The sequence below is a fragment of the Streptomyces sp. Tue6028 genome (assembly GCF_002300165.1).
GTDB lineage: Bacteria > Actinomycetota > Actinomycetes > Streptomycetales > Streptomycetaceae > Streptomyces > Streptomyces siamensis.
Window position 1 is genome coordinate 44,123 of sequence record NZ_MLCE01000012.1, and the last position, 25,376, is coordinate 69,498.

The 25,376-nt window shown below is 71.7% G+C and carries 27 protein-coding genes; 19 read left to right on the forward strand and 8 right to left on the reverse strand.

The window, feature by feature from the left end:
• The first annotated feature begins 62 nt into the window (after positions 1-62).
• Entirely contained in the window at positions 63-1,247 is a 1,185-nt protein-coding gene (locus BKI49_RS09765; RefSeq protein ID WP_095933829.1) for a MarP family serine protease, read from the forward strand.
• A 193-nt stretch (positions 1,248-1,440) separates the two neighbouring features.
• Here the strand turns inward: BKI49_RS09765 and BKI49_RS09770 are convergent, their stop codons facing one another.
• A complete protein-coding gene (locus BKI49_RS09770) occupies positions 1,441-1,929 on the reverse strand; it encodes a GNAT family N-acetyltransferase (protein WP_179332382.1) in 489 nt (162 codons plus the stop codon).
• Between the two features lie 72 nt (positions 1,930-2,001).
• Between BKI49_RS09770 and BKI49_RS09775 the strand changes: the two genes are divergently transcribed.
• Positions 2,002-2,919 carry a TIGR01777 family oxidoreductase gene (locus tag BKI49_RS09775; RefSeq protein WP_095933831.1) on the forward strand — a complete coding sequence of 306 codons (918 nt, stop codon included), beginning with the start codon at positions 2,002-2,004 and terminating at the stop codon, positions 2,917-2,919.
• A gap of 232 nt (positions 2,920-3,151) precedes the next feature.
• On the forward strand, positions 3,152-4,549 hold the full coding sequence (locus BKI49_RS09780; RefSeq protein ID WP_095934118.1) for an NAD(P)/FAD-dependent oxidoreductase: 1,398 nt from the start codon (positions 3,152-3,154) through the stop codon (positions 4,547-4,549).
• Positions 4,550-4,562: 13 nt separating this feature from the next.
• On the opposite strand, the gene BKI49_RS09785 is transcribed toward BKI49_RS09780, so the two are convergent.
• A complete protein-coding gene (locus BKI49_RS09785; RefSeq protein WP_095933832.1) occupies positions 4,563-6,002 on the reverse strand; it encodes an NsdA family TPR-like regulatory protein in 1,440 nt (479 codons plus the stop codon).
• Positions 6,003-6,286: 284 nt separating this feature from the next.
• On the opposite strand from BKI49_RS09785, the gene lipB reads away from it, so the two are divergent.
• From lipB to BKI49_RS09805, 4 genes are all read left to right on the forward strand, one after another.
• Positions 6,287-7,084 carry a lipoyl(octanoyl) transferase LipB gene (lipB, locus tag BKI49_RS09790; protein WP_095933833.1) on the forward strand — a complete coding sequence of 266 codons (798 nt, stop codon included), beginning with the start codon at positions 6,287-6,289 and terminating at the stop codon, positions 7,082-7,084.
• Positions 7,085-7,236: 152 nt separating this feature from the next.
• Entirely contained in the window at positions 7,237-8,202 is a 966-nt protein-coding gene (gene lipA / locus BKI49_RS09795) for a lipoyl synthase (protein WP_095933834.1), read from the forward strand.
• 293 nt (positions 8,203-8,495) lie between these two features.
• On the forward strand, positions 8,496-8,693 hold the full coding sequence (locus BKI49_RS09800; RefSeq protein WP_095933835.1) for an SCO2195 family GlnR-regulated protein: 198 nt from the start codon (positions 8,496-8,498) through the stop codon (positions 8,691-8,693).
• Between the two features lie 82 nt (positions 8,694-8,775).
• Positions 8,776-9,477: a DUF4191 domain-containing protein gene (locus BKI49_RS09805; RefSeq protein ID WP_095933836.1), complete on the forward strand. Its 702-nt coding sequence runs from the start codon at positions 8,776-8,778 to the stop codon at positions 9,475-9,477.
• A 280-nt stretch (positions 9,478-9,757) separates the two neighbouring features.
• Here BKI49_RS09805 and BKI49_RS09810 read toward each other — a convergent pair whose 3' ends face one another.
• Positions 9,758-10,225: an RDD family protein gene (locus tag BKI49_RS09810; RefSeq protein WP_095933837.1), complete on the reverse strand. Its 468-nt coding sequence runs from the start codon at positions 10,223-10,225 to the stop codon at positions 9,758-9,760.
• A gap of 199 nt (positions 10,226-10,424) precedes the next feature.
• Between BKI49_RS09810 and glnA the strand changes: the two genes are divergently transcribed.
• Entirely contained in the window at positions 10,425-11,834 is a 1,410-nt protein-coding gene (gene glnA, locus BKI49_RS09815) for a type I glutamate--ammonia ligase (RefSeq protein ID WP_095933838.1), read from the forward strand.
• Positions 11,835-11,970: 136 nt separating this feature from the next.
• On the opposite strand, the gene BKI49_RS09820 is transcribed toward glnA, so the two are convergent.
• On the reverse strand, positions 11,971-12,198 hold the full coding sequence (locus tag BKI49_RS09820; RefSeq protein ID WP_095933839.1) for a hypothetical protein: 228 nt from the start codon (positions 12,196-12,198) through the stop codon (positions 11,971-11,973).
• A 184-nt stretch (positions 12,199-12,382) separates the two neighbouring features.
• Here BKI49_RS09820 and htpX point away from each other — a divergent pair, with 184 nt between their 5' ends.
• Positions 12,383-13,303 (forward strand): zinc metalloprotease HtpX, encoded by a 921-nt coding sequence (gene htpX, locus BKI49_RS09825; protein WP_095933840.1) that lies wholly within the window; start codon positions 12,383-12,385, stop codon positions 13,301-13,303.
• 22 nt (positions 13,304-13,325) lie between these two features.
• The gene (gene pspAB, locus BKI49_RS09830; RefSeq protein ID WP_095933841.1) at positions 13,326-13,910 is read left to right on the forward strand and encodes a PspA-associated protein PspAB; all 585 of its coding nucleotides are present in this window, start codon (positions 13,326-13,328) and stop codon (positions 13,908-13,910) included.
• A gap of 47 nt (positions 13,911-13,957) precedes the next feature.
• Here pspAB and BKI49_RS09835 read toward each other — a convergent pair whose 3' ends face one another.
• Complete coding sequence (locus tag BKI49_RS09835; protein WP_028805165.1) at positions 13,958-14,248, reverse strand: hypothetical protein; 291 nt, start codon at positions 14,246-14,248, stop codon at positions 13,958-13,960.
• A 277-nt stretch (positions 14,249-14,525) separates the two neighbouring features.
• Between BKI49_RS09835 and BKI49_RS09840 the strand changes: the two genes are divergently transcribed.
• Positions 14,526-15,095 (forward strand): DUF1269 domain-containing protein, encoded by a 570-nt coding sequence (locus tag BKI49_RS09840; RefSeq protein WP_095933842.1) that lies wholly within the window; start codon positions 14,526-14,528, stop codon positions 15,093-15,095.
• Positions 15,096-15,170: 75 nt separating this feature from the next.
• Positions 15,171-15,896: an alpha/beta hydrolase gene (locus tag BKI49_RS09845; RefSeq protein ID WP_095933843.1), complete on the forward strand. Its 726-nt coding sequence runs from the start codon at positions 15,171-15,173 to the stop codon at positions 15,894-15,896.
• A gap of 40 nt (positions 15,897-15,936) precedes the next feature.
• Here BKI49_RS09845 and BKI49_RS09850 read toward each other — a convergent pair whose 3' ends face one another.
• Both BKI49_RS09850 and BKI49_RS09855 read right to left on the reverse strand, forming a co-directional pair.
• A complete protein-coding gene (locus BKI49_RS09850; RefSeq protein WP_095933844.1) occupies positions 15,937-17,292 on the reverse strand; it encodes a DUF2252 domain-containing protein in 1,356 nt (451 codons plus the stop codon).
• A 5-nt stretch (positions 17,293-17,297) separates the two neighbouring features.
• Positions 17,298-17,774 carry an FxLYD domain-containing protein gene (locus tag BKI49_RS09855; protein ID WP_179332383.1) on the reverse strand — a complete coding sequence of 159 codons (477 nt, stop codon included), beginning with the start codon at positions 17,772-17,774 and terminating at the stop codon, positions 17,298-17,300.
• A gap of 177 nt (positions 17,775-17,951) precedes the next feature.
• Between BKI49_RS09855 and BKI49_RS09860 the strand changes: the two genes are divergently transcribed.
• Entirely contained in the window at positions 17,952-19,148 is a 1,197-nt protein-coding gene (locus BKI49_RS09860) for a winged helix DNA-binding domain-containing protein (protein ID WP_095933845.1), read from the forward strand.
• A gap of 56 nt (positions 19,149-19,204) precedes the next feature.
• Here BKI49_RS09860 and BKI49_RS09865 read toward each other — a convergent pair whose 3' ends face one another.
• Entirely contained in the window at positions 19,205-19,513 is a 309-nt protein-coding gene (locus tag BKI49_RS09865; RefSeq protein ID WP_095933846.1) for a hypothetical protein, read from the reverse strand.
• Between the two features lie 164 nt (positions 19,514-19,677).
• Here BKI49_RS09865 and BKI49_RS09870 point away from each other — a divergent pair, with 164 nt between their 5' ends.
• The 6 genes from BKI49_RS09870 (at position 19,678) to BKI49_RS09900 (ending at position 25,330) form a co-directional block, all read left to right on the forward strand.
• The gene (locus tag BKI49_RS09870) at positions 19,678-20,037 is read left to right on the forward strand and encodes an arsenate reductase family protein (protein WP_095933847.1); all 360 of its coding nucleotides are present in this window, start codon (positions 19,678-19,680) and stop codon (positions 20,035-20,037) included.
• 128 nt (positions 20,038-20,165) lie between these two features.
• Positions 20,166-20,864 (forward strand): RlpA-like double-psi beta-barrel domain-containing protein, encoded by a 699-nt coding sequence (locus BKI49_RS09875; protein WP_095933848.1) that lies wholly within the window; start codon positions 20,166-20,168, stop codon positions 20,862-20,864.
• Between the two features lie 354 nt (positions 20,865-21,218).
• Complete coding sequence (gene glnII / locus BKI49_RS09880; RefSeq protein ID WP_095933849.1) at positions 21,219-22,247, forward strand: glutamine synthetase; 1,029 nt, start codon at positions 21,219-21,221, stop codon at positions 22,245-22,247.
• A 120-nt stretch (positions 22,248-22,367) separates the two neighbouring features.
• On the forward strand, positions 22,368-23,291 hold the full coding sequence (locus BKI49_RS09885) for a DUF6891 domain-containing protein (protein ID WP_095933850.1): 924 nt from the start codon (positions 22,368-22,370) through the stop codon (positions 23,289-23,291).
• A 329-nt stretch (positions 23,292-23,620) separates the two neighbouring features.
• Entirely contained in the window at positions 23,621-24,241 is a 621-nt protein-coding gene (locus tag BKI49_RS09895) for a winged helix-turn-helix domain-containing protein (RefSeq protein ID WP_095933852.1), read from the forward strand.
• A 96-nt stretch (positions 24,242-24,337) separates the two neighbouring features.
• A complete protein-coding gene (locus tag BKI49_RS09900) occupies positions 24,338-25,330 on the forward strand; it encodes an SDR family oxidoreductase (RefSeq protein WP_257004685.1) in 993 nt (330 codons plus the stop codon).
• Positions 25,331-25,376 lie beyond the last annotated feature (46 nt).

A 25,376-nucleotide genomic window follows, 5' to 3' on the forward strand; every position in this document is an offset into this window, starting at 1 on the left:
CGCGTGCCTGATCACTGGGCCCGCCCCACGCGTACTAAGGGGCCCGAGAGAAAGGCGGCTCCGTGGACGTGCTCGACCTCCTGCTGATGCTGGTGATCCTGGTCTACGCGGCGTCCGGCTACCGTCGCGGCCTGGTCGCCGGCTGTGTGTCCCTGGCGGGATTCGTGGGCGGTGCCGTGATCGGTGTGTGGGTGCTTCCGTGGATCATGGACCTGGTCACGGCCGGGACCCCGGCGGCGACGGTGACGGCCGTGCTGACGGTGCTGGTCCCGGCGGTGGTGGGCCACGAGATGGCGGGCAGGCTCGCGCTCAAGCTGCGCCGCGAGCTCTCCCGGGGACCGCTGCGGGTGGCGGACGGCATCGGCGGGGCCGCGGCCAACACGGTGGCGGTGCTGCTGGTGGCCTGGGTGGCCGCGAGCGTCCTGGGCGCGTCCTCGTCGACGGTGGTGACGCAGTCGATCCGCAATTCGGCGCTGCTGGGCGCCGTCCAGGACACGATGCCGGACACCACACCGGACTGGTTCTCGCGCGCGACCTCCGCGCTCACCGAGGCCGGCTTCCCCCAGGTCTTCAACCCGTTCGAGAGCGAGCCGACGACGGGCGTCGCCAGGCCCTCCGGGGACAGCGTCACGACGGCCGCGACGAACGCCGCGAAACTCAGCACGGTCAAGGTGGAGGGCAGCTCGGGCGTCCAGGGACGCGAGGGCAGCGGCTTCGTGTACACGTCCGAGCACGTGATGACGAACGCCCATGTCGTGGCCGGCATCGACCAGCCGACCGTGCGGGTGGGCGGCGTCGGCGAGGCGTACGAGGCCACCGTCGTGCTCTTCGATCCGCAGAAGGACGTCGCCGTCCTCTACGTCCCGGGGCTGCGCGCGCCCGCGCTCCGCTTCGACGACACCGCTTCGCGCGGCGACTCGGCGGTCGTGGCGGGCTATCCGCAGGACGGCGGCCTCGACCTCCAGGCGGCCACGGTCGCGGGCCGCATCGACGCGACGGGCCAGAACATCTACAGCTCGGACACCGTCACGCGTGAGATCTACTCGGTCCGCTCCACCGTCCGTCCGGGCAATTCCGGCGGTCCGCTGCTGACCACCGACGGCAGGGTGTATGGCGTGGTCTTCGCCCGCTCGACCTCGGACAGCGAGACCGGTTACGTGCTGACGGCGGACGAGGTGGCGGGCGACGCGCAGCGGGCGGCGGACGCGACGAGGCCGGTGGACACGGGCGACCTCGTCACGTCGTAGATCCGGGCGGCCTCGTCACGGCGTGGCACCGGCGGCCCCGGCGAGTCGTCACGCCGGGGAACCCGGCGACCCCAGTGGCACCGCTGACCCCGGCGTCCCCGTCACGGCCTGGAACCCGGCGTCCCGCGCGCCTCAGCGGGCACGGCGTCAGAGGTCAGAGGGTCAGAGGTCAGAGGGTCAGAGGGTCAGAGGGTCAGAGCGAACGTCCCATGAACACGTCGTCCACGTACGTGCCGTCCAGCAGGAACTCCTCGGGCAGGACGCCCTCCACGACGAAGCCCTCCGACTCGTACAGCCCCCGTGCCGGGGCGTTGTGCCCGAGGACCCGCAGCGTGATCCGCCGGGCGCCCAGCCGGCGGGCCTCGTCCTGCACGGCCCGCAGCAGGGCGCGCCCGACACCGGTGCCGCGCGCCTCGTCGGCGACGACGAGCCCCTGGATCTGCCGCACATGCGCGTTGCAGGCGAGCGGGGTCGGGAAGCCCAGGCGGATGTAGCCCACCACGCGGCCGCCGATCTCGGCGACGAGATGGTCACGCGGTCCGAAGCGCTCGCTGTAGAAGGGCTCGTACGGGGGCTGCGGGCGCGGTGCGACGGCGTGCAGCGTGGACCAGGTGACCCGGTCGAGGCGCGCGAGCTCGTCCTCGTCGTCGAGCGTGGCGGTGCGTATGAGCGGTGCTGGCATGCTGATCACTGTACGGCTCCGCCACCCGGCCTCGTCCCGCAATTTCTGGGGCTTCGCGGGCAGGATGGACGTATGAGCGACTCGACTCTTCCCCCCGGTTCGCGTGTTGCCGTCGCCGGTGCGTCCGGCCTGATCGGTTCGGCGCTGGCGCGCTCGCTGGCCGCGGACGGACACGTGGTGGTGCGTCTGGTGCGCCGGGCGCCGCGTACGGAGGACGAGGTCGAGTGGGACCCCGAACGGGAGCGGATCGACACGGCGGGGCTCGCCGGCTGCGCCGCGGTGGTCAATCTGGCGGGGGCGGGCATCGCCGCGCAGCGCTGGACGGAGGCGTACCGGCGCAAGATCCGGGAGAGCCGGGTCCTCGGCACGGCGACGCTGGCCGACGCGGTGGCCTCCCTCGACGAGCCGCCCGCGGTGTTCGTGAACGGCAGCGCGATCGGGTACTACGGCGACACGGACGGCCGGGCGGTGGACGAGTCGGCGCCGCCCGGGACCGGTTTCCTGTCCTCGCTGTGCGTGGACTGGGAGGAGGCGGCCGGCCCCGCCCAGGACGCCGGTGTCCGTACGGTCTTCGCCCGCACCGGCCTGGTGGTCTCCAGCAAGGGCGGCGCGTGGGCGAAGCTGTTCCCGCTCTTCAAGGCGGGGGTCGGCGGCCGGATGGGCGACGGCCGCCAGTACTGGAGCTTCATCTCCCTGCACGACGAGGTGGCGGCGATCCGGCACCTCATCGACACGGACTGGCTCGCCGGCCCGGTGAACCTGACGGCTCCGGACCCGCTCACCAACCGTGAGATCACCGAGGCGATGGGCCGTGTCCTGCACCGCCCCACCGTGTTCACCACCCCGGCCCCGCTGTTGCGTCTCGCCCTCGGCGACATGGCCGGCGACATCCTCGGCAGCCAGCGCGTCCTGCCCGGCCGCCTCCTGGAATCGGGCTTCTCGTTCGCGTTCCCGTCGATCGAGGGGGCGCTGCGGGCGGCGCTCGACTGAGCGGTACGCGGCGGCGGGACCGTCCGCGCGGCCGTACCGGGCAGTCACATGCACCCCCCATGCGCCCGTGCACGGCCGCCGCGCGTCTTCCGCCGTCCGCGGGCGCACCTACCCTCGATCCGAACTCGGGTATTCCAGAAGCCTGTTGGGGGCATGACGTCCCCACCGGCCGCGCAACCTCGGGGAGGGGCACGTGCTAGAGCCCGCACGCCACACCGCGCAGATCGCGGAGATCGCGGAATACGCTGCGTACGCAGAAGACGCACCACGCGCACAGGACGTCGACGTCGTCGTCGTGGGAGCCGGGGCAGCCGGCCTGGCGGCCGCGTTGCATCTGACCAGGGCGGGGCTGTCGGCCACCGTCCTGGAGGCCGCGCCGCACGTGGGCGGGCGCATGGCCACGGAGAAGGTCGACGGCTTCCGGCTGGACCGGCTGGGCCGGCTGCTGTCCACCTCGTACCCCGAACTGCGCCGCACCCCGGGTCTGGACGGTCTCGTCCTGCGCCCGTTCTCCCCGGGCGTCCTGCTGCACAGCGACGGTCACCACCACCGTGCGGCCGTCCCCCCGTCGGCTCCCGTCGTGCCCCGAAGCGCAAGGGGCGCACTCACCACCGCGCGCGCCCTCGCGAGCGCCCCCCGGCTCTCGCTGGCCCGCCCGCAACGCGCCGCCACGCGCCCCGGCCCCCTCGGCGGCCCGCTCGACCAGTCCCGTCTGGCCGGCGCCCTGGCCCGGATCGCCGCCACCCGGCCGGAGCGCCTGCTCGGCCGCCCGGACGTGCCGGCCGCCCGGGCGCTCGCCTCCTGCGGGCTGCCGGCCCGCACGGTCGACGGCTTCCTGCGCCCCCTGCTCGCCACGCTGCTGTGCGACCCGGACCTGAAGACCTCGAACCGCTGCGCGGACCTCGCCCTGCACTCCTTCGCGACGGGCCGGCTGTGTCTGCCCGAGGGCGGCGCGGACGCGCTCCCGGAGCTGCTCGCCGCGGCGCTGCCGCCGGGCACGGTCCGCACCGGCGTGGAGGTCACCTCGGTCTCCACGACCAGCGTGACGACGAGGGAGCACGGCCGGATCGGCTGCCGTGCCATCCTGCTGGCGACCGGCGCCCGTGCCGCGGCCGAGCTGCTGCCCGGCCTGCGCCTGCCCGCCTTCCACCCGGTGACGGTCCTTCACCACACCACCGACGAGCCCCCGCTCACGGAGGACGCCCTGCTGCTGGACGCCGACCGCAGCGGCCCCGTGGCGCACACCGCGGTCGTCAGCCGGGTCGACCCGACGCGCGCGCCCGAGGGCCGCGCCCTCATCTCCTCGACGGTGCTGGGCACTCCACCGGCCGCGGCGCACCTGGACGCGGCGGTCCGCGCCCAACTGGCCCGTCTCTACGGGACGTCGACGACCCGCTGGGAACTCCTCGCGGTCCATCACGATCCCGAGGCGGTCCCGGCGATGCCGTCGCCGCACGACCCGCACCGCCCGGTGCGGCTCCTCGCCGGCCTGTACGTCTGCGGCGACCACCGGGACACCAGCACCGTGCAGGGTGCGCTGCACTCGGCCCGCCGGGCCGCCCATGCCCTGCTCTCGGACCTGGGCGCCCGGCCGGCCCCGCTGGCGGAACCCCTGGAGACCGCGGCCTGAGCCGTCCCCGGCGTCAGCCCAGCGCCGCCACCCTGTCCCGGTAACCGCGTACGGGCGTCGCGTCCTTGTAGGGCTCCAGGCGCCGCTCGAAGTCCCGTACGTACTCGACGGCCCTCACCGACCGCATCTCGGCCGCCTGCCCGGCCGCCTCCGCGCCGAGCTGGCAGGCCTGGTCGAGCTCTCCGAGGCCGAGCCGCGCGGAGGCGAGCACCACGCGGCAGAACAGCCGGCTGCGCGCATAGCCGGGCGCCCGCAGTTGCAGCGAGCGCTCGGCGTGCTGCGCGGCGGCCCGGTACTGCTGGAGGTCGCGGTGGCAGTGCCCGAACTCGTCGGCGAGCTGCGCCTCGTCGAAGAACCGTGCCCAGTGCGGGACCTCCTCGCCCGTCCGGGACGCCTCCAGCGCGCGCTCGGCCCGCACCAGGGCGGCGGTGCAGGCGCGCACCTCGCCCAGCACGCCGTGTCCGCGCGCCTCGGCCGCGTGCAGCAGTGCCTGCACGACGGACGGCGCCGCCGATCCGACGCCCTGCTGGGCCACCCGCGCCAGTTGCACGGCCTCCCGGCCGTGGCCGAGGTAGACGGCCTGGCGGCTCATCGTGACCAGCACGTAGGAGCCGTAGGCGCGGTCCCCGGCGGCCTGCGACAGGCGCAGCGCCTGGACGAAGTACCGCTGTGCGAGCCCGTGCGCGGCGATGTCGTACGAGGTCCAGCCGGCGAGCCGGGTGAGGTCGGCGGCGGCGGCGAACAGCCGCCGCCCGGTCTGCTCGCCGTACGTGCCGCGCAGCATCGGCTCGGCCTCGTGCTCCAGATAGCGGACCAGTGCCTGGCGGGCGTGGCCGCCGCCGTAGGCGTTGTCGAGGGCGCGGAAGAGTTCGCCGACCGAGCGGAGCGCCGCGATGTCGCCCCCGGTGACCTTCTGCCCCGGGCCGCGCTCGGTCTGGCTGCGCTGCCGCGGGACCGCCGGTCGCCCCTGCCCGGGGACACGGCCGGGCCCGGTCTCGCCGCGGCCGACCCGGTCGTCGGCCCGCCCGATCAGCCAGTCCCGGCTCGGGACGACGAGTCCCGCGGGGGTGAAGGCGATCTTGCGGAGCTCGGCATGGCTGCCGGAGTCCTTGCGCCACAGGCCGCTGACGATGTCCACGGCCTCCTCGGGGGTCGCGGCGAACTCCAGCCCCGCGTAGACCGGGGCGCAGGCGTCGAGCCCGAGGTCCTGCGCGGTGAGCCGGCGGCCGAGGCGGCGGGTGAACACCTCGGCGATGAGCGCGGGCGTGGTGCCCCGGGGCTGCTGCCCGCGCAGCCACCGGGTGACGGATGTCTTGTCGTATCTGAGATCGAGTCCGTGTTCGAGGCCGAGCTGGTCCACGCGACGGGCGAGACCTGCGTTGGAGAACCCCGCTTCTGCGATGAGCGCGGCGAGCTGTCGGTTGGGGGTGCGCTGCGCGGGTCGTTCCGTCATCTGCGGTGCGGTCTCCTGCCTTCCGGGTCACTGCGACTTGCCCGGATTGCCTGTGAGCAGCCCTTATGGCCTCGTGAACGGCGCGAATGTAGCGGAGCGTAAGCACCTCATCGCAGACTTCGAGGTTCATTCATCCGATCGTGTGAGGATTGGCCACTCGGCTGACGGCCGACGGCCGGACGTACAGTGGCGTGGGTGCGCCACGGGCCTGACGAAAGGTTCTTCCGCGTGCCGCACAAGGGCACCGCGGTGTGCCCGACGAAGCTTCTAGGGAGGCGCTTGCCGTGAGTGAGTTGCGGTTCGTCCGCATGGGATTCGGTGCCGAGGCGGTCGACTACCAGGAGGCGTGGGACGAGCAGCGCCGCGTGCACGCCGCCCGTTTCCTGGACGAGATCCCCGACACCTGCCTGCTCCTGGAGCACCCGCCGGTCTACACGGCGGGCCGGCGCACGGCGGACGACGAGCGGCCCCTGGACGGCACGCCCGTGATCGACGTGGACCGCGGCGGCAAGATCACCTGGCACGGTCCCGGCCAGCTGGTCGGCTACCCGATCCAGAAGCTGCCCCGCCCGGTGGACGTCGTAGCACATGTACGCCGCCTGGAAGAGGCCCTTATCCGTACGTGTGCGGAGTTCGGTCTGGAGACCACCCGCGTCGAGGGCCGCAGCGGCGTCTGGGTGCTCGGCGACCCGGTGGAACAGCGCCCCTCGCTCGGCGGCCTCTCCCTCGACTTCGACCCCCGGCTCCAGGACGAGGAGTTCGACCCCCGGCTGAACGGCCCGGAGTACGCGCCGTCCAACGCCGGCCAGCGCCGCGAGGACCGCAAGATCGCCGCGATCGGCATCCGTGTCGCCAAGGGCGTCACCATGCACGGCTTCGCCCTCAACGTGAACCCGGACAACGTCTGGTTCGACCGCATCATCCCCTGCGGCATCCGGGACGCCGGCGTCACCTCGCTCGCGAACGAACTGGGCCGCGACGTGACGATCGCCGACGTCCTGCCGGTGGCCGAGAAGCACCTCAGGGACATCCTGGAGAACGCCGACCTCAAGCCGCGGGTGGTGGAACGCGCGTCGGCCTAGGGCAGTCCCACGGGGACGGGAATGCACCCCCGGTCCCGAAGGTTGCCCAGACGAAGGACCGCAACACGCACGGGCGTACGCTGGTGTACGCCGAAGATTCGAAGACCACGCAGAGTACGAAGCCTACTCAGAGCAATCAGCAGGGAGCCGATGTGTCCGCAGTCGCACCCGACGGACGCAAGATGCTGCGCCTGGAGGTCCGCAACAGCCAGACCCCCATCGAGCGCAAGCCCGAGTGGATCAAGACCCGGGCGAAAATGGGCCCCGAGTACACGAAGATGCAGAGCCTCGTGAAGAGCGAGGGACTGCACACGGTCTGCCAGGAGGCGGGCTGTCCCAACATCTACGAGTGCTGGGAAGACCGCGAGGCCACCTTCCTCATCGGCGGTGACCAGTGCACCAGGCGCTGCGACTTCTGCCAGATCGACACAGGCAAGCCCGAGGCGCTCGACCGTGACGAACCGCGCCGCGTCGGCGAGTCCGTCGTCACGATGGACCTGAACTACGCGACCATCACCGGCGTCGCCCGCGACGACCTGGAGGACGGCGGCGCCTGGCTGTACGCCGAGACGGTCCGGCAGATCCACGCCCAGACGGCGGACCGCGAGGCCGGCCGCACCAAGGTCGAGCTGCTCGCCCCCGACTTCAACGCCGAGCCCGAGCAGCTCGCCGAGGTCTTCTCCTCGCGCCCCGAGGTCTTCGCGCACAACGTCGAGACGGTCCCCCGGATCTTCAAGCGCATCCGCCCCGGCTTCCGCTACGAGCGCTCGCTCAAGGTCATCACCGAGGCCCGTGACTACGGTCTGGTCACGAAGTCGAACCTGATCCTCGGCATGGGCGAGACCCGCGAGGAGATCAGCGAGGCGCTCCAGCAGCTGCACGAGGCAGGTTGCGAGCTCATCACGATCACGCAGTACCTGCGCCCGTCCGTGCGCCATCACCCCGTGGAGCGCTGGGTCAAGCCGCAGGAGTTCGTCGAGCTGAAGGAGGAGGCCGAGGAGATCGGCTTCTCCGGCGTCATGTCGGGCCCGCTGGTCCGCTCCTCCTACCGGGCCGGCCGGCTGTACCAGATGGCCGTCGAGAAGCGCGGCGCCTACGTCGCCTCACAGGCGGTCTGACACGCCGGACGGCATGATCGAAAACACGAGCGGTGGCACTGGGTGCCACCGCTTTCGTGTGAATCCGCGCACAAGCAACGTCCCCCTCGCCGCGGACCGTTCACAGCCGTCCCGACCGTCCCCGCAGATGGGGCCACCATTTGGGCCGCGTCAGGATGCGCGCCCTTCACATCAAGGCTTCATTGGTGTTTGACCGGTCGGTCACGCCCTGGTAACACCAATCAGTGACCCTGGTCTTACGCCACGTACTTGCTTTTCACGAAAGCATCCGATCCCGAGGGGGGACCCCCATCATGCAGGCCGCGCCGGTACGCGCCACCGCCATTCCGTCGTTCACAGATGCACTCCGTGCCGTCGAGTCGATCCTCATGAGCGGCGGCCAGCGCACGGCCCGCCGCAACGCCTGGACCTCCGTCCTGGAGGACCGCCGCCGCGCCAAGGACCGGGTCGAGGCGCAGCGCGTGCTGGAGTCCGTGGCCACCCGCCGCTAGCCCCTGCCGGCCGCCGGGGCCCGGAACCGCGGCCCCGGTACTGCCGTCGTCGGCGCTCGCCGGGCCACGTAGACTTCGTGGCATGGCGAGGAAGGAACCTGCAGCGGACGCTGCGAACCCCGGGCGACTCAAGCAGATCGCCCTGACCTACAAGATGACCCGCAAGGCCGACAAGAAGATCGGTCTTGTGCTCGCGGCTGTCGGAATCGTCACCCTCGGTGTCTTCCTCGCGATCGGCTTCTTGATCGGCCACCCGGTCTATCTCGGCATTCTCGGCCTCCTGCTGGCCTTCCTCGCGACGGCGATCGTCTTCGGACGCAGGGCCGAGCGGGCCGCCTTCGGGCAGATGGAGGGACAGCCGGGAGCCGCGGCGGCCGTGCTGGACAACATCGGCCGGGGCTGGACCACCACTCCGGCGGTGGCGATGAACCGCAGCCAGGACGTGGTGCACCGCGCGGTCGGCAAGGCCGGCATCGTGCTGGTCGCCGAGGGCAACCCGAACCGGGTCAAGAGCCTGCTGGCCGCCGAGAAGAAGAAGATGGCGCGGATCGTCGCGGACGTCCCGGTGCACGACATCCTCGTCGGTGACGGCGAGGGCCAGGTGCAGCTCAAGAAGCTCCGCACGACGATGCTGAAGCTGCCGCGCGTGCTCTCCGGCCCGCAGGTCACCGCGACCAACGACCGGCTGCGCGCCCTGGGCGACCTGATGAGCAACATGCCACTGCCCAAGGGGCCGATGCCCAAGGGCATGCGGATGCCGCGCGGCGGACCGAAGGCCCGCTGACACCCCTCCTACGAGAAAGGGGCGCCCGGAGTGATCCGGGCGCCCCTTTCGTTGTATGCAGTGACTCGTGCCGGGCCCTTCGGTGAGCGGAGCCTGCCGTACGTGGCGGAAGTCCTCGGGCCCTCACCGGGCGCGGCGGTTGTCCTCGCGCGCCCCTCGCCGTGCGCGCCGGGCCCTTCTCGCCCTTTCGTCGTGGGCGACGGTCCGCCCCCGCCCCTTCGCCTCACGGGGTACGGGGTCGCCCGCCGGCCGGAGCGGTGGGCGGCGACAGCGGCCGTCGTCAGATGCGGACCTCGATCGTGCGCGCGAGGCGGTCGTGCAGACCCCGGCCGTCGCGGTCCCAGATCAGGGCCGGAACGGCCACGCAGACGAGCGCGCTGCGCAGCAGGGCGCGCAGCGGGTTCAGCCGGCCGCCGCCCTCGGGTACGACCCGCAGGCCGAACAGGCGCTTGCCCGGGGTGAAACCGACCGTACCGACGGTGAGCACGCTGAGCGCGAAGAAGACGAGCAGGGCCCAGTTGCCGGTAGCCTGGTCATAGCCGTCGGTGAGCAATCCGTATGCGATCAAGAGGCAGAGCCCCCAGTCCACTGCCAGGGCGCCGAGGCGGCGGCCCGGGCGGGCGATGGAGCCCGGCCCGTGCTCCGGGAGACCGAGCTGCTGTCCCCGGTATCCGAAGTCGACCCCGGCTTCCTCCGCGGCCGCGCGGGGGCCGGAGAGCCACGATCCGATTGCTTGCCTGTTGTCCACCCGTCAAAGGTACTGCGCCCGTTCTGACATCCGGACAGGAGGGGCCGGACCGACCCGCGTCGGTTAACTTGGGCGAAACAAATGGGTCACGCTGGAGAAATCCCCCGTCCCTATGGTCGGCTCCAGCGTGTGCCACCGCACTGGCCGCACGAACGAACTACCACCCCGGTCCACAGTGGGCGGGAGTAGGAGGAGCTGGATGTTCCAGAACGCCGACGAGGCCAAGAAGTTCATCGCGGACGAGGACGTCAAGTTCATCGACGTCCGCTTCTGCGACCTGCCGGGTGTGATGCAGCACTTCACGGTGCCGGCGGAGGCCTTCGACCCGGCCGAGGAGCTTGCGTTCGACGGCTCCTCGATCCGCGGCTTCCAGGCCATCCACGAGTCCGACATGGCGCTCCGCGCCGACCTGTCCACCGCGCGCGTCGACCCCTTCCGCCGCGACAAGACGGTCAACATCAACTTCTTCATCCACGACCCGATCACGGGCGAGCAGTACTCCCGTGACCCGCGCAACGTGGCGAAGAAGGCCGAGGCCTACCTCGCGTCGACCGGTATCGCCGACACCGCGTACTTCGGTCCCGAGGCCGAGTTCTACGTCTTCGACAGCGTGCGTTTCCAGACCTCCGCGAACGAGTCCTTCTACCACATCGACTCCGAGGCCGGCGCCTGGAACACCGGTGCGCTGGAGGACAACCGCGGTTACAAGGTCCGCTACAAGGGCGGCTACTTCCCGACCCCGCCGGTCGACCACTTCGCCGACCTGCGTGCGGAGATCTCCCTGGAGCTGGACAAGCAGGGTCTCCAGGTCGAGCGCCAGCACCACGAGGTGGGCACCGCCGGCCAGGCCGAGATCAACTACAAGTTCAACACGCTGCTCGCCGCCGCCGACGACCTGATGCTCTTCAAGTACATCGTGAAGAACGTCGCCTGGCGCAACGGCAAGACCGCGACCTTCATGCCGAAGCCGATCTTCGGCGACAACGGCTCGGGCATGCACGTCCACCAGTCGCTGTGGAGCAACGGCGACCCGCTGTTCTACGACGAGGCGGGCTACGCGGGCCTCTCGGACACCGCCCGCTTCTACATCGGCGGCATCCTGAAGCACGCCCCCTCCCTCCTCGCCTTCACCAACCCGACGGTGAACTCGTACCACCGTCTGGTGCCGGGCTTCGAGGCCCCGATCAACCTGGTGTACTCGCAGCGCAACCGCTCGGCTGCCATGCGCATCCCGATCACGGGTTCCAACCCGAAGGCCAAGCGCGTCGAGTTCCGCGCGCCCGACTCCTCCGGCAACCCGTACCTCGCCTTCTCGGCCCTTCTCCTCGCGGGCCTCGACGGCATCAAGAACAAGATCGAGCCGGCCGAGCCGATCGACAAGGACCTGTACGAGCTGGCTCCCGAGGAGCACGCGAACGTCGCCCAGGTCCCGACCTCGCTCCCGGCCGTCCTCGACTCCCTCGAGGCCGACCACGAGTTCCTCCTCCAGGGCGACGTCTTCACGTCCGACCTGATCGAGACGTGGATCGACTTCAAGCGCACGAACGAGATCGCCCCGCTGCAGCTGCGCCCGCACCCGCACGAGTTCGAGCTCTACTTCGACGTGTGATATCGCCCCAGGTCGGAGCGGGTAACCGCGCCCCTGGGCCGTCTGTGGGCCGAAGGCCGGCTCTCCCCGCACGGGAGAGCCGGCCTTCGGCCTTTCGGCTCCCGGTCCTCGGGGGCCGGCTCGGGCTGCCGGGCCGTCAGTCGAAGTCGGTAAGACAGTGGTGGCTCGAGGTGCTGCAGATCTTGGCGTGCAGCGGTATCTCCGGGCCGAAGTAGCCCCACTCCACGAAGGTGACCGCGCGGTCCGGGTTCATCACGGCTCTGGCCTGATGGAGGACGCCTCGGTGGTCGTCTCCGGTGAGGCGGAAGGGGCCGGCGTCGTCGAGGACAACGGCGAGCGTGTAGTAGTACTGGCTCGTCGGCACTTTCCGCACACGGAACCCCGCCCCCTGCCTCCGGACAGCGGCGGGGCTCCGCCGTTGTCCGCCCGACCGCCCTCCGGGGCCCGGATTCCTTTGCATTCCATGGGGTCGTTCGGGCCCTGTTCATGGGTGGGTGCGGGCGCACAATGGAAAGCGGGACGAGTGCCTGACTGCGGGGTGATGCGCGATGCAGAGCCGGTTCCGGAGTGATCGGCGGCTGACCGTCCGGATGACGGTCACGTTGTTCCTGCTCGGATTGCTGTACGTGGCGTTCGTCGCCGCGCTGATCGTGTTGCTGAAGTCCTGGGTGCTGGTCGTCGTCTTCGCGGCCGGGCTGCTGGGCGCCCAGTACTGGTTCTCGGACCGGATCGCGCTGTACGCGATGCACGGGCGGATCGTGGAGCGGGAGCAGTACCCCCAGCTGCACGGCGTCGTCGACCGGCTGTGCGCGGTGGCCGACATGCCGAAGCCGCTGGTCGCGGTGTCCGACCTGGACATGCCCAACGCCTTCGCCACCGGACGCAACGCCGACCACGCCGTACTGTGCGTGACCAGCGGACTGCTGCGAAGGCTCGAACCCGACGAGCTCGAAGGCGTCCTGGCGCACGAGCTCTCGCACGTGGCGCACAAGGACGTGGCGGTGATCACCGTGGCGTCGTTCCTCGGTGTGATCGCCGGGCTGATCGTGCGCTTCGCCTTCTACTCCGAGCTGTTCGGGCGGGGGCGCAAGGACCAGAACACGGTCGCGATCTTCGCGATGGTGATGGCCGTCTCCGCGGCCGTGTACGCGATCAGTTTCCTGCTGATCAGGGCGCTGTCGCGCTACCGCGAGCTGGCCGCCGACCGCGCCGCGGCCCTGCTCACCGGACGGCCCTCGGCACTGGCGTCCGCGCTGACCAAGGTCACCGGGGACATCGGCCGGATCCCCACGAAGGACCTGCGTACCGCGCAGGCCTTCAACGCCTTCTACTTCACGCCCGCGCTCGGCGCCGAGCCCGGTTTCGCCAAGCTGTTCTCCACGCACCCGAGTCTGGAACAGCGTCTGGAGCAACTGGCCCGCATCTCCGCCGAGCTGGGCGAGCCCGCGGCGCCCGGTACGACCGCCTGAGACTCCCGGAAAGGCCATCTGCATGGGGTTCCTGGACATCCTGCTGGGTCGCACCAAGCCCGTGGCGCCCGATCTGGACCAGCTCTTCGGGCTGCCGTCGGCGGCCGTGACCCTTCAGGCCGCCGCCGGGTTCACCCCGACCGGGACGGGTGCGGTGTGCTTCGCGAGCGTCGAGGGTGCGGCCTTCGCCGAGGCGCACCACGAGGTGCAGGCGCTGCTCGACGCCGATGCCGGGCGCACCGGGCCGCCCGTCGAGCTCATCCGCGACGAGTTCGGGTACTCGTGGCTGGTCTCCCGGCGGCAGCCCGACGACCTGCCCGCGCTGGTGAGCGATCTGCACGCGGTCAACAGCGCCCTGGAGGGAACCGGCTTCGGCCCGCAACTGCTGTGCTCGGTCGCCGGCTTCGAGGACACCGGGCAGCGGCGGCTCGGACTCGTCTACCTCTACAAGCGCGGGACCTTCTACCCGTTCGCGCCGCTGGCCGGTACCGGCCGACGGCGCGACAACGCGCTGGAGCTGCAGGTCAAGGCGGTGCTCGCCGACGACCTGCGGATCGAGCAGGACCTGGGGCGCTGGTTCCCGATCTGGGGCGCCCCGGGTCTGTGACGGCATGGATCCGCGCGGGGCGGGATCCGTGGACGGCCCGGGCGGGCCTACTTCTGGCGCTCCTGGCGGCGTGCCTCCAGAGGACGCTCGCGACGGTAGCGGCGCTCCCACCTGGCCTGACGGTCACGGCGGTCACGGTAGGCGCGGTAACTCGTGTCCGTGCGGCCCGCGGAACCCCGGGCGGGGGCCCCGTTCGAGGACGCGGCGGACGTGCTCTCCCCCGTGCGGCCGTAGCGGACGTACAGGAAGAGCAGGGCCACCGCCGCGAGCCAGAGGACGTGGTCGGAGAAGCCCATGACGACCAGAACCAGGGTCGCCGAGACGATCAAGGTGCCCATGACGGGACTCCTTGGGATGCGTGGATGGCGGGTCTTGACGTGCCGGTGGGGTGTGCCGACGAGGCGCTGGGGGTGGGCGGCCGCACGTCGGTGCGTAGAGAGTAGCCCCGTGTCCGCCGACTGATGCCTGTCCGGCGGCAAGCGGTGCCGGGCAGCTCCGCGACGCATGTCCAGCGTAGGGACCGGGCCCGGGCGTACGCATCCGGATTTCTCCCGACTGCACCCCACCCCGTACCGCTATAAAGTCGAACGAACTCGACATAAGGGGTGCCTTCGGATGAGCAATCTGTTCGTCATCGCGTACAACGAACTCGCCACCGCCAACCAGGTGCGGGAGAAGCTCTTCGAGCTGTCCAAGCAGCACCTCGTCGAGCTGGAGGACGCGGTGGTGGTGGAGCGGCGCGACGACGGAAAGATCAAGCTCCATCAGGCCGTCAGCCACACGGCCGTGGGCGCGGCCGGGGGTGCCCTGTGGGGCGGAGTGATCGGACTGCTCTTCCTGGCGCCGCTGCTCGGCGCCGCGGTGGGCGCGGCGGCCGGTGCCGCCGGCGGCGCGGTCACGGACACCGGCATCAACGACAACTTCATGAAGGACCTCAGCCAGAATCTGCGGCCGGGTGCCGCCGCGCTGTTCGTGCTCGTCAAGCAGGCCGCCGCCGACAAGGTGGTCCCCCAGATCGCCGAGTTCGGCGGCCAGTTGGTGCAGACGTCGCTGAGCCAGGAACAGGAGGACGCGCTGCGCGAGGCGATCGCCGCCGCACGGGCGAAGAGCGACACGGCGGCACCCGCGCAGAGCGACACCGCCGCGCAGGCCGGGACCGACACCGCCGCGCCCGCTTCCTCCTGAGCCCGCTCCCGCCTCCTCCCGAGCGGCCCGGAGCCCTGTGCCGAGGCGGCACGTGCGGCATGCGTAAATGGGGAGATGCTCTCCACCTTCACGCACCACCACGACGGTGAACGACTCAGCTGTGTCAGCGGCGGAGGCGACCTGAGCGGTGGCGGTGCCGCCACCGCCGTCCTGCTGCACGGCGCGGGCAACGGCAGCAAGGAACGACTGCTCCCGCTGCTCGGCGACTTCGTGGCGCGCGGCTGCCGCGCACTCGCGCTCGACTTCTCCGGACACGGCGAAAGCACGGGCGCGCTCAAGGAGTTGAGCCTTCGGCGGCGCTTCGAGCAGGCCGTCTCCGTCATCGACGCGAGCGTCCCCGCGAACGGGGAGCTGATCCTCGTCGGCTTCAGCATGAGCGGGCAGACCGTGGCCGATCTCGCGGGGCACTACGAAGAGCGCGTCGCCGCCGTCGGGCTGTGCGCGCCGGCCGTGTACAGCGCCGAGGCGTGGCCGCTCCCGTTCGGCGAGGGCGACAGCCTGTTCAGCACGATCATCCGCACCCCGGACACCTGGCGTACGGCGCCCGCACTCGACGTGCTGCGGGCCTACGCGGGCCGTGCGGTGCTCGCCGTGCCGGGCACGGACGCCGTGATCCCGCCCGCCGTGACCGAGGCCGTGACGGACGCCCTGTCCGCGAAGGCCCGGTTCACCCGCTTCGACGTGCCCGACGCGGAGCACAGGCTCGACCTGTGGTTCCACGACCATGCCGAGGACCGGGCACGGTTCGTCGACCTCGTCCTCACCGACCCGGCCCGCTGACCGGGAAGGCGGACCCGCCGAGGGGGCCGCTCGCCCGCGTTCAGACGCCCGGGGCCGCCCGGACCACCCCGGCCGCCACGGCCGCGCCGAGGGCCGCGTGGTCCTCGACGGTCCGGTCGGCGTAGCGCAGCGCGAAGTCGGCGACGGCCCGGTCGAAGGTGTCGGAGGCGCCGAGGTACGAGGCGATCGCGATGCGGTCGCCGGAGCGCGCGTGCGCGCGGGCCAGAGTGGTGCCGCACAGCCCGGCGTAGATCCGCAGGACGGCCGGGCTCATGCCCGCGACGTCCGCCGAGGACTTCATGTCGCGCAACTGCCGCCAGTAGTAGGCCCGGTCCTGCGGCCCGCTCATCCAGCCGAGGAAGATGTCGCTGGCGGCCTGGAGCAGTCGCTGCCCCGCGACGACCCGGTGTCCCGGGTGCACGTACGGACCGCTGGGCAGGTGCTCCTCCAGGACGGACCGGCCGGCCTCCTTGATCTGGAGGAACAGTGGGTCGGTCATGTCCCGGCCGGTGAGCAGCACGATGAAGCACCTGGTGCCGACGCTGCCGACACCCACGACCTTGCGGGCGGCGTCCACGAAGCGGTAGCGGTCGAGGAGCAGGCGGCGCTCCTCGGAGAGCGTGGAGCGGTAGTCGCTGAAGATCTTGCGCAGTGAGGCCATGTCGGGGGCGCCGACCGTCTCCAGCAGGGGCGGGTCCTGGACGATGCGCGGCCGTCCGTCGACGATCTCGGTGAGCTTGCCCAGGGCGTGCAGGCTGGTGCGGCGGCGGGCCCGGGTGAGGCTCGACTCGACGCGCTTGCGCCGCCGGGCCGTCGGCGCAAGCGGGAGCAGCTCCGCGGCGTCGACGCGGGCGTACCAGACGGCGAGTTCGCCCTGTTCGGCCAGACGTCGTACGGCCCGGCGGTACTCGCCCACGGCGGTCATGGCCGCGCCGTGGGCCTGTGCCTCCTTGTGCCCGTTCTCGCGGGCGGCGACGGCGACGCTGGCCGCGAGCCGTTTGACGTCCCACTCGAAGGGGCCGGGGAAGGTCTCGTCGAAGTCGTTGAGGTCGAAGACCAGGGCGCGTTCCGGGGAGGCGTACACGCCGAAGTTGAGCAGATGGGCGTCGCCGCACAGCTGCACCATGAGGCCGGTGTGCGGGTGTGCGGCGAGGTCGGCGGCCATCACGGCGGCGGAGCCGCGCAGGAACGCGAACGGGGACACCGTCATCCGCCCGTACCGGATCGGCAGCAGCTCCTGGAGCCGGTCGCGGCCCTGCCGTTCGAGGACGGCGACGGGGTCCGGACGGTCGGCGGCGGGTATCCAGCCGGCGTGCGAGGAACGGGGGACGCGCTTGCGAGCGGCCTTGCCCCCTGCCGCCCGGTCGGCGGGGCTGGGGGCACCGTTCTGGGCCACGGCCGTCAGTACCGCACTGCGCGGGCGACACCGGCCGTGATGTCACCGGAGAGCGAGCGGTTGGTGCGGGCGGTGGCGTCCTTGGAGGCGCCCTTCGCCACGTCGTTCACGGTGACGACCGACACGCCGAGGAGGTTGCCGTCCTTGTCGCGGAAGTCGACCTGGATGACGTAGGACTTCGTCGCGGAAGCCGAGTTGGTGGCGGTCAGCTTGACGGTGGCCCGTCCGTCGGCGTCGGGGGTGACCTTGCCGTCGAGCTTCACGTCGCCCTTGGCGTCGACACCGTTCTTGACGTCGTCGAACTTCTGGCCGGCCTCGGCGGTCGCGGAGGCCAGGGCGTCCCCGGCCTCGGACGCGGCGGACGCGGCCTTGGACACGGCCCCGGACGGGCTGTCGCCCTCCGAGCAGCCTGCGAGGAACGCGGCCAGGGCCGTCGTCGCGGTCGCCGCCAGGATCAGCCCTCGTACGCCGTGCCGGTGCATCGCGTCTCCCGATGTGCTCCTCGTCCTGCGGATCCCGCGTCTCGCGGTCGCCTCAGTCAATGCCGACGGCAGCGGGCACGCATGCGGGATACGGCGAAACGAGTGAGTCGCTCCCGGTGACGGCCGCCTGTTCGAGAGGATGGGATCACGGGGTTCAGGGGACCGGCTGGAGGCGGCATGAGCGGACGGCGACGGCACATCGGTACGGCGGAACGGCGGGCCCGGCTCGCCCTGCGGCAGAGGCTGGCGGTCACCGCGCGGGCGACACGGCCCGAGGAGGTCGCCGACTCCCTGGTCGCGCTGCACGGCACCGATCCGGCGACGGTGTACCTGGCGGTCGGCGCGCGGCTGGAGGACGCCGGGAAGACGGTGGCGGAGGTCGACCGGGCGCTGTACGAGGACCGGACACTGGTGCGGATGCACGGCATGCGGCACACGGTGTTCGTGTTCCCCGCCTCCCTGACCGCGGTGGTGCACGCCTCGACGGGGCTCGCCATCGCCGCGAAGGCTCGCGCGGAACTGGTCAAGAACGTGACCACCGGCAGCGACGGGCGGCTGACCGAGGAGTGGCTCGCCGAGGTCGAGGCGTCCGCGCTCGCCGCGCTGGCCCGTCGCGGGCAGGCCACGGTGAACGAACTCACCCGGGACGAACCGCGGTTGAAGGAGCAGTTCACCTACGGTGCCGGGAAGAGCTACGAGAGCCCGCAGACCGTGTCGTCCCGGCTGATGCGGGTGCTCGGGGTGGAGGGCCGGGTGGTGCGCGGACGTCCGCTCGGCTCGTGGACGTCGAGCCAGTTCCGCTGGGCGGTCGCTCCGCCGCATCCCGAACTGCAGCCCGCCGAGGCCCAGCCGGATCTGCTGCGCCGCTGGCTGCGGGCGTGCGGACCCGCCACCGAGGGCGACCTGAAGTGGTGGACGGGGTGGAAGGTCACCGATGTGCGGCGGGCTCTCGCCGCGGCCGGGGCGGTGGCCGTGTCGCTCGACGACGGCGCCACCGGCTATGTCGCCGACGACGACGAGGAGCCCGTCGACGCGCCGGGAACGCCCTGGGCGGCCCTGCTGCCCGGCCTCGATCCGACCGCCATGGGCTGGCAGGAGCGGGACTGGTACCTGGCACCCGATCTGCGGCCCGCCCTCTTCGACGGCAGCGGCAACGTCGGTCCGACGGTGTGGTGGGACGGACGGGTGGTCGGTGGCTGGGCGCAGCGGCCCGGCGGTGAGGTCGTGTGGCGGGTGCTGGACGACCGGGGTGTGGGGCGCGAGGCCCTGGACGCGATCGCGGCCGAGGCCGCGCGTGCGCAGGCCTGGCTGGACGGGACCCGGGTGACCCCGCGCTTCCGGACGCCCCTGGAGAAGGAGTTGTCCTCGGGGTGAGTCCGGGGCCGGTGCCGGGTGCCGCCGCGCGGTGCGGCGGCACCCGGCAGCGGGCGTCAGCGGGCGTACTTCATCAGCGCGCGCACCATGTGGCACGTCGTGTCGGACGGCGCGTGGACGCCGATGAGTTCCGCGGTGCTTCGTATCGTCTCGTTGCGGGCCTGGTTCGGCACGTAGACGCCGGAGTCGAGCAGGGCGATGGCCAGACGCATCGCCTTGAGCCGGCGGTTGTGCGTGACGTACCACTCGCGGGGGCGGCCCGGCGGCAGCGGGCGCTTCTCCACGGGCTCGTACGGCAGGTCCAGCAGGACCGCCCTCCTGGACGTGGACTGGGTGGGCAGCGGCTTCAGTGCGGCAGCGGGCACAGGCATCCTCCTGTCGCGGTCAGGGAGCCGTCCGGACGCCCCGGCGACACCCTCGAACACTGCTTCTATTCTACTGCCGGGCACTGACAAAAGCCGCTGGCCACAGGGCTCTTGGGGACCCCGTGACGCCTGGGGAAACCGATGTCTGGCGTACCGTGTGCGGCATGGAGATCTGGATCAATCCGGCCTGTTCGAAGTGCCGCAGCGCGCTCACCCTGCTCGACGCCGAGGGCGCGGACTACACCGTCCGCCGCTACCTGGAGGACGTGCCCACCGAGGACGAGATCCGCGAGGTGCTCGACCGGCTGGGACTGGAGCCGTGGGACATCACACGCACCCAGGAGGCCGACGCCAAGGAGCTGGGGCTCAAGGACTGGCCGCGGGACGCGGAGGCGCGGCAGCGGTGGATCACGGCGCTCTCGCGGCACCCGAAGCTCATCCAGCGGCCGATCATCACCGCGGACGACGGCAGCGCCGTGGTGGGCCGCACGGAGGAGTCCGTACGGGACGCCCTGTCCCGGTAGCCCTCGAAACGGCCTCACCAACTCGGCTGTGACCTACGTTACTTGAGTGACTGCGGTAACCGTTGAGTAACCCTGTTCGGCATCTCGTACATAGCGGCGTAACGCTCCACCTCACCCAGGAGGCGCGCATGTCGCGTAGGAGAACTCTCAGCACGAAGAAGAAGATCGCGCTGTTCGTCAGCGCCGCGACCGTGGCCGGCGGCGGGGCCTTCGCCCTGGCCGCCACGTCCAACGCGGCACCGGTGCAGAACGCGCAGAACTCGACGGTCTGCCAAGGCCTGGCCACCGCGCTCGGCAACAACCAGAAGTTCATCGAGGGCCAGCGGGCCAACCCCGACGCGCAGTCGCAGGCGCGGATCGCCAACCGCGAGGCCGTCATCGAGCAGATCAAGGTTCAGCAGAAGGCGTCCGGTTGCGCGGTCGGGGAGTCGGCTCAGGGCTCCCAGGCCGGAACGCAGCCCGCGCAGTCCGCGCCGGCGCAGTCCGCACCCGCGAACAACGGCGGTGGCGCGAACAACGCGGCCGGCGGCGCGAACAACGCCGGCGGTGCGAACAACGCGGGCGGCGGCGCCGGCGGCGGCCAGCAGGTCTGCAACGGCTCGACCGTCACGCTCTCCGGTGAGGGCGGCGCCCCGGCCGCCTCCAGCAACCAGTTCCCGGCGGGGACGAAGCTGAAGGTCACCAACCTGGACAACAACAAGTCCACGACTGTCGAGGTCACCTCGGTGTCCGGCAGCTGTGTGCTGCTGAACAACGCCGCCTTCGAGCAGGTGCGGGAGCCCGGGAAGTTCCTGATCCGCAAGGCCGTCATCGAGAAGGTGGGGTGACGCGGAGAACGGGTCGAAGGCCCTGCCGCTCCGGGACGGGGGCGGCAGGGCCGACACGTGTCCGCACCTCCCGGGGCGTCTTCGCACCCCATCGCATACGAGCCGTCGTGCGCGGCGCGTCCACGACAGGACGGGCCGGCGGTCGCGGACGCGAACACTCCCGCACGGGAGCCCGCACCGGCCGGGCGGAGTGACACCGGGCACACACAGCTCAGGTAACACGGGGTTCACATTCGGGCAATGATCGGGAAATCGCCTGTTGACAGGCTGCCCGCATCCCTGGCGGCGCCCCAGTGCCGCAGCGCCGCAGCACCCGCAAGTGCGCCTAGAGACACACCCCGAAGGATGTGGCCCGTGACCTTCAAGGCTGAGTACATCTGGATCGACGGCACCGAGCCGACGGCCAAGCTCCGTTCCAAGACGAAGATACTGGGCGACGACGCCAAGGGTGCGGACCTGCCGATCTGGGGCTTCGACGGCTCCTCCACGAACCAGGCCGAGGGGCACGCCTCGGACCGAGTGCTCAGGCCCGTGGCCAGCTTCCCGGACCCGATCCGCGGCGGCGACGACATCCTCGTCATGTGCGAGGTCCTCAACATCGACATGACGCCCCACGAGTCCAACACCCGTGCCGGGCTTGCCGAGGTCGCGGAGCGGTTCGCCGCGCAGGAGTCGATCTTCGGCATCGAGCAGGAGTACACCTTCTTCAAGGGGTCGCGTCCGCTCGGCTTCCCCGAGGGCGGCTTCCCGGCCGCGCAGGGGGGCTACTACTGCGGTGTCGGCGCGGACGAGATCTTCGGCCGCGACGTCGTCGAGGCGCACCTGGACAACTGCCTCAAGGCGGGCCTCGGCATCTCCGGCATCAACGCCGAGGTCATGCCCGGCCAGTGGGAGTTCCAGGTCGGCCCGCTGGCACCGCTGGAGGTCTCGGACCAGCTCTGGGTCGCCCGCTGGCTGCTCTACCGCACCGCCGAGGACTTCGGCGTCTCCGCGACCCTCGACCCGAAGCCGGTCAAGGGCGACTGGAACGGTGCCGGCGCGCACACCAACTTCTCCACCAAGGCGATGCGCGAGGGCTACGACGCGATCATCACCGCGTGCGAGTCGCTCGGCGAGGGCTCCAAGCCGATGGACCACGTCAAGAACTACGGCGCCGGCATCGACGACCGCCTGACCGGTCTGCACGAGACCGCCCCGTGGAACGAGTACTCGTACGGCGTCTCGAACCGCGGCGCCTCGGTCCGCATCCCCTGGCAGGTCGAGAAGGACGGCAAGGGCTACATCGAGGACCGCCGTCCGAACGCCAACGTCGACCCGTACGTGGTGACGCGTCTGCTCGTCGACACCTGCTGCTCCGCGCTGGAGAAGGCCGGCCAGGTCTGATCCGCGCCACGGCTCCGTGAGAGGGGCGCCCACCGTCGCGGTGGGCGCCCCTCCCGCATGTGCCGGCGTACGCCGGCCCGTGGACCCACGGTGTCAGTGGCGCGTGCCAGTCTTGCCCCCATGGAGAACCACGAGCCGCTCGCCATCAAGGCCGAGACGGAGAACTGGCAGAAGCACGCCCGGATCTCGGAGCAACGGCTGCGTGAGCTGGTACGGCGGATCGGCGGCAAGGGCGACCACTTCCTGGTCGTGCAGCGCATACCCGACATCCCCGACGTCTTCATCCAGGTGTGGCACGAGACGGGCGGCGACTACCGGCTCGAACACCGCGCCGGCCGGGAGCAGTTCTTCGGGACCGGTGTGGCGGACCCCGACCGGGTCGCGGACGCCATGGTGGGCTGGGCCCGTCGGCAGGACGACTGGCACGCGGGTCTCGGCTGGGAACCGGTGGCGGCCGACCCCGCAGCGGACGTCCCCGAACTGCCCGAGGACGTGCGCGAGGAGGTCGAGGAGCACGTACGGGAGCTGCTGCGCTGCGGGTACGACGACCGCGCCCGGCTGGCGGAGGACGCCGAGGAGTGGCTCGTGGACGGCGACGACCGACCGGTGTCCGCGGTCCAGGCCCGGGAGCTCGTGGACCGGCTCTGGCTGGAGCGTCTGGCCGAGCAGGAGACCTGGCAGGGTCTCACGGACCCGGAGCGCCTCACCACGGCCTTCGAGTCGCTCGACGCGGAAGGCATCACCGCCCGGGAGAACTTCACCTGCTGCCGCTCCTGCGGCACCGCCGAGATCGGCGGCGAGAGCCGCGAAGGAGCCCGCGGCTTCGTCTACTTCCACTCGCAGTGCACACAGAGCGCCGCCGCCGGGCACGGACTGACACTGCTGTACGGAGGGTTCGACGGTTCGGCCGACACCACCGAGGCCGTCGGACGCGAGGTCGTCGCCGCGCTCACCGCCGCCGGACTGTCCGCCCAGTGGGACGGCAGCCCGGACAGGGCGATCACCGTGACGCCCCTGACCTGGCACAAACGCCTGGTGGGATGACGCGGGCGAGGCCAGGATCACGCCAATCCGGCGTCCGGCCCGTGAGAGTAGGCTCCTGCCCGGCGCCGGGTTCTGCTTCAATGGGGTCATGGCCGGTTTCCAGAAGCACCTCGCGACAGGTCGCCATGACCTGGAGCCCTTCTGGCCGTCCCGTCAGCATCACGACTTCGACCGGGTGTGTTGCCGCGCGATGAACGCGCCGGCCCTCTAAAGCCGTACACCCCGGCCTTCGGCCAGCGCGCACGACGTACGTCCTCGACGGCCCCGACCACGAACTCGCGGTCGTCGACCTCCCCGACGAACTTCTCGCGCGAAAGAGCTGACCTCTCATGGCGACCACTCGTTCCTTCTCCTCCGTCGCGTCCTCCCCCGCCCTCGACTCCGTCCGGGCGGGCGGCGGGCCGTCCACCCTTCCGGCCGGCCCCGGGCGGCACCGGCTGCGTGCCGTCGACCGGGACGAGGTGGTGGACGTCACCGAGTTCCTGCCGCCGGGCGCCACCTGGCTGCCCGCTCCCCAGCACACCGTGCCCGTCCTGCCGGGACAGCCGCCGATGATCGGCTACCTGGTCCTCGTCCCGGCGGACCAGCACCCCGCGCTGCCCGTCGCCGTGCCGGACCGGCCCGCGCCGTCGGAGGCGGCCGACGCCGACGGCGACGACCCGCTTCTCCGCATCGACAGCGTGCAGCGCACCGCCGAGGTCGACGGACGGCCGCTCGACCTCACCTACCTGGAGTTCGAGCTGCTCGCGCACCTCGTCGCCCACCCGCACCGGGTGCACACCCGCGACCAGCTGGTCACCACGGTGTGGGGCTACGGTCACGTGGGCGACGGACGGACCGTCGACGTCCATGTCGCCCGGCTGCGCCGCAAGCTCGGCGCGCAGCACCGGCAGACGATCCAGACCGTACGCCGCGTGGGATACAAGTACGCGCCTCCGACCGGTCGTTGATCCTGATCGTGCCGCCGAGCGGCCGGTCGCGGTGACGGATCTTCTGTCGGCAGAATCCTGTTCCGTGCGGACGGCCGGCCGTGCAGAGTCGTCCCCATGAGACTGCTGATGCTCGGAGGTACGGAGTTCGTGGGACGCGCCGTCGTCGAGGCGGCGCTCGCCCGGGGGTGGGAGGTGACCGTCTTCCACCGGGGGCGGCACGAACCCCCGCCCGGGGTGCGCTCGTTGCTCGGCGACCGCACCGCGCCGGACGGGCTCGCGGCGCTCGCCGACGGTGAGTGGGACGTCGTCGTCGACACCTGGTCGGCGGCGCCGCGGGCCGTGCGGGACGCGGCACTCCTGCTGGCCGGCCGGGTGCGGCGGTACGCGTACGTGTCCAGCTGCTCGGTGTACGCGTGGGCACCGGCCGCCGGCTACACGGAGGACGCCGCCCTGGTGACCGGGGCGTCCGCCGCCGCGGAACAGACCGACTACGCGCGGGACAAGCGAGGCGCGGAGCTGGCCGTGCTCGACGCCTTCGGCGAGGAGCGCTCGCTGCTCGTGCGGGCCGGGCTGGTCCTCGGCCCGTACGAGAACATCGGGCGGCTGCCGTGGTGGCTGAACCGGATCGCGCGGGGCGGGCCCGTCCTCGCGCCCGGCCCGCGCGACCTGCCGATCCAGTACATCGACGTCCGTGACCTCGCCGAGTGGACGCTCACGGCGGTGGAGGGGGCGCCGGGCGGCGCGTACAACCTCGTCTCTCCGCCGGGGCACAGCACCATGGGAGAGCTCCTCGACGCGTGCGTGTCCGTCACCGGGGCATCGGCGGAGCTGCGGTGGACCGCCGCCGAGGCCGTGCTCGACGCCGGGATCGAGCCGTGGACGCAGCTGCCGGTATGGGTGCCGGCGGGCAGCGATCTGCACGACGCCCTGCACAGGGCGGACGTCTCCCGCGCGGTGGACGCGGGGCTGCGGTGCCGGGGCGTCCTGGAGACCGTCACCGACACCTGGAGCTGGCTCCAGGAGCTCGGCGGGATCGCCCCGCAGCGGCCCGACCGACCCGTGGTGGGGCTCTCCCCCGAACAGGAGGCGAAAGCACTGGCGGGCTGAGCGGGGGCTGCCTGCCCGGCCCCCCTCGTCAGCACCGGGATCCCGG

What these genes read in the sequence shown, in the direction of transcription:
- BKI49_RS09770 (WP_179332382.1), bottom strand. Translation starts at nt 1,929, where the DNA reads ATGCCAGCACCGCTCATACGCACCGCCACGCTCGACGACGAGGACGAG.
- BKI49_RS09775 (WP_095933831.1), top strand. Translation starts at nt 2,002, where the DNA reads ATGAGCGACTCGACTCTTCCCCCCGGTTCGCGTGTTGCCGTCGCCGGT.
- BKI49_RS09785 (WP_095933832.1), bottom strand. Translation starts at nt 6,002, where the DNA reads ATGACGGAACGACCCGCGCAGCGCACCCCCAACCGACAGCTCGCCGCG.
- BKI49_RS09800 (WP_095933835.1), top strand. Translation starts at nt 8,496, where the DNA reads ATGCAGGCCGCGCCGGTACGCGCCACCGCCATTCCGTCGTTCACAGAT.
- BKI49_RS09805 (WP_095933836.1), top strand. Translation starts at nt 8,776, where the DNA reads ATGGCGAGGAAGGAACCTGCAGCGGACGCTGCGAACCCCGGGCGACTC.
- glnA (WP_095933838.1), top strand. Translation starts at nt 10,425, where the DNA reads ATGTTCCAGAACGCCGACGAGGCCAAGAAGTTCATCGCGGACGAGGAC.
- htpX (WP_095933840.1), top strand. Translation starts at nt 12,383, where the DNA reads ATGCAGAGCCGGTTCCGGAGTGATCGGCGGCTGACCGTCCGGATGACG.
- pspAB (WP_095933841.1), top strand. Translation starts at nt 13,326, where the DNA reads ATGGGGTTCCTGGACATCCTGCTGGGTCGCACCAAGCCCGTGGCGCCC.
- BKI49_RS09835 (WP_028805165.1), bottom strand. Translation starts at nt 14,248, where the DNA reads ATGGGCACCTTGATCGTCTCGGCGACCCTGGTTCTGGTCGTCATGGGC.
- BKI49_RS09840 (WP_095933842.1), top strand. Translation starts at nt 14,526, where the DNA reads ATGAGCAATCTGTTCGTCATCGCGTACAACGAACTCGCCACCGCCAAC.
- BKI49_RS09845 (WP_095933843.1), top strand. Translation starts at nt 15,171, where the DNA reads ATGCTCTCCACCTTCACGCACCACCACGACGGTGAACGACTCAGCTGT.
- BKI49_RS09855 (WP_179332383.1), bottom strand. Translation starts at nt 17,774, where the DNA reads ATGCACCGGCACGGCGTACGAGGGCTGATCCTGGCGGCGACCGCGACG.
- BKI49_RS09860 (WP_095933845.1), top strand. Translation starts at nt 17,952, where the DNA reads ATGAGCGGACGGCGACGGCACATCGGTACGGCGGAACGGCGGGCCCGG.
- BKI49_RS09870 (WP_095933847.1), top strand. Translation starts at nt 19,678, where the DNA reads ATGGAGATCTGGATCAATCCGGCCTGTTCGAAGTGCCGCAGCGCGCTC.
- BKI49_RS09875 (WP_095933848.1), top strand. Translation starts at nt 20,166, where the DNA reads ATGTCGCGTAGGAGAACTCTCAGCACGAAGAAGAAGATCGCGCTGTTC.
- BKI49_RS09885 (WP_095933850.1), top strand. Translation starts at nt 22,368, where the DNA reads ATGGAGAACCACGAGCCGCTCGCCATCAAGGCCGAGACGGAGAACTGG.
- BKI49_RS09895 (WP_095933852.1), top strand. Translation starts at nt 23,621, where the DNA reads ATGGCGACCACTCGTTCCTTCTCCTCCGTCGCGTCCTCCCCCGCCCTC.
- BKI49_RS09900 (WP_257004685.1), top strand. Translation starts at nt 24,338, where the DNA reads ATGAGACTGCTGATGCTCGGAGGTACGGAGTTCGTGGGACGCGCCGTC.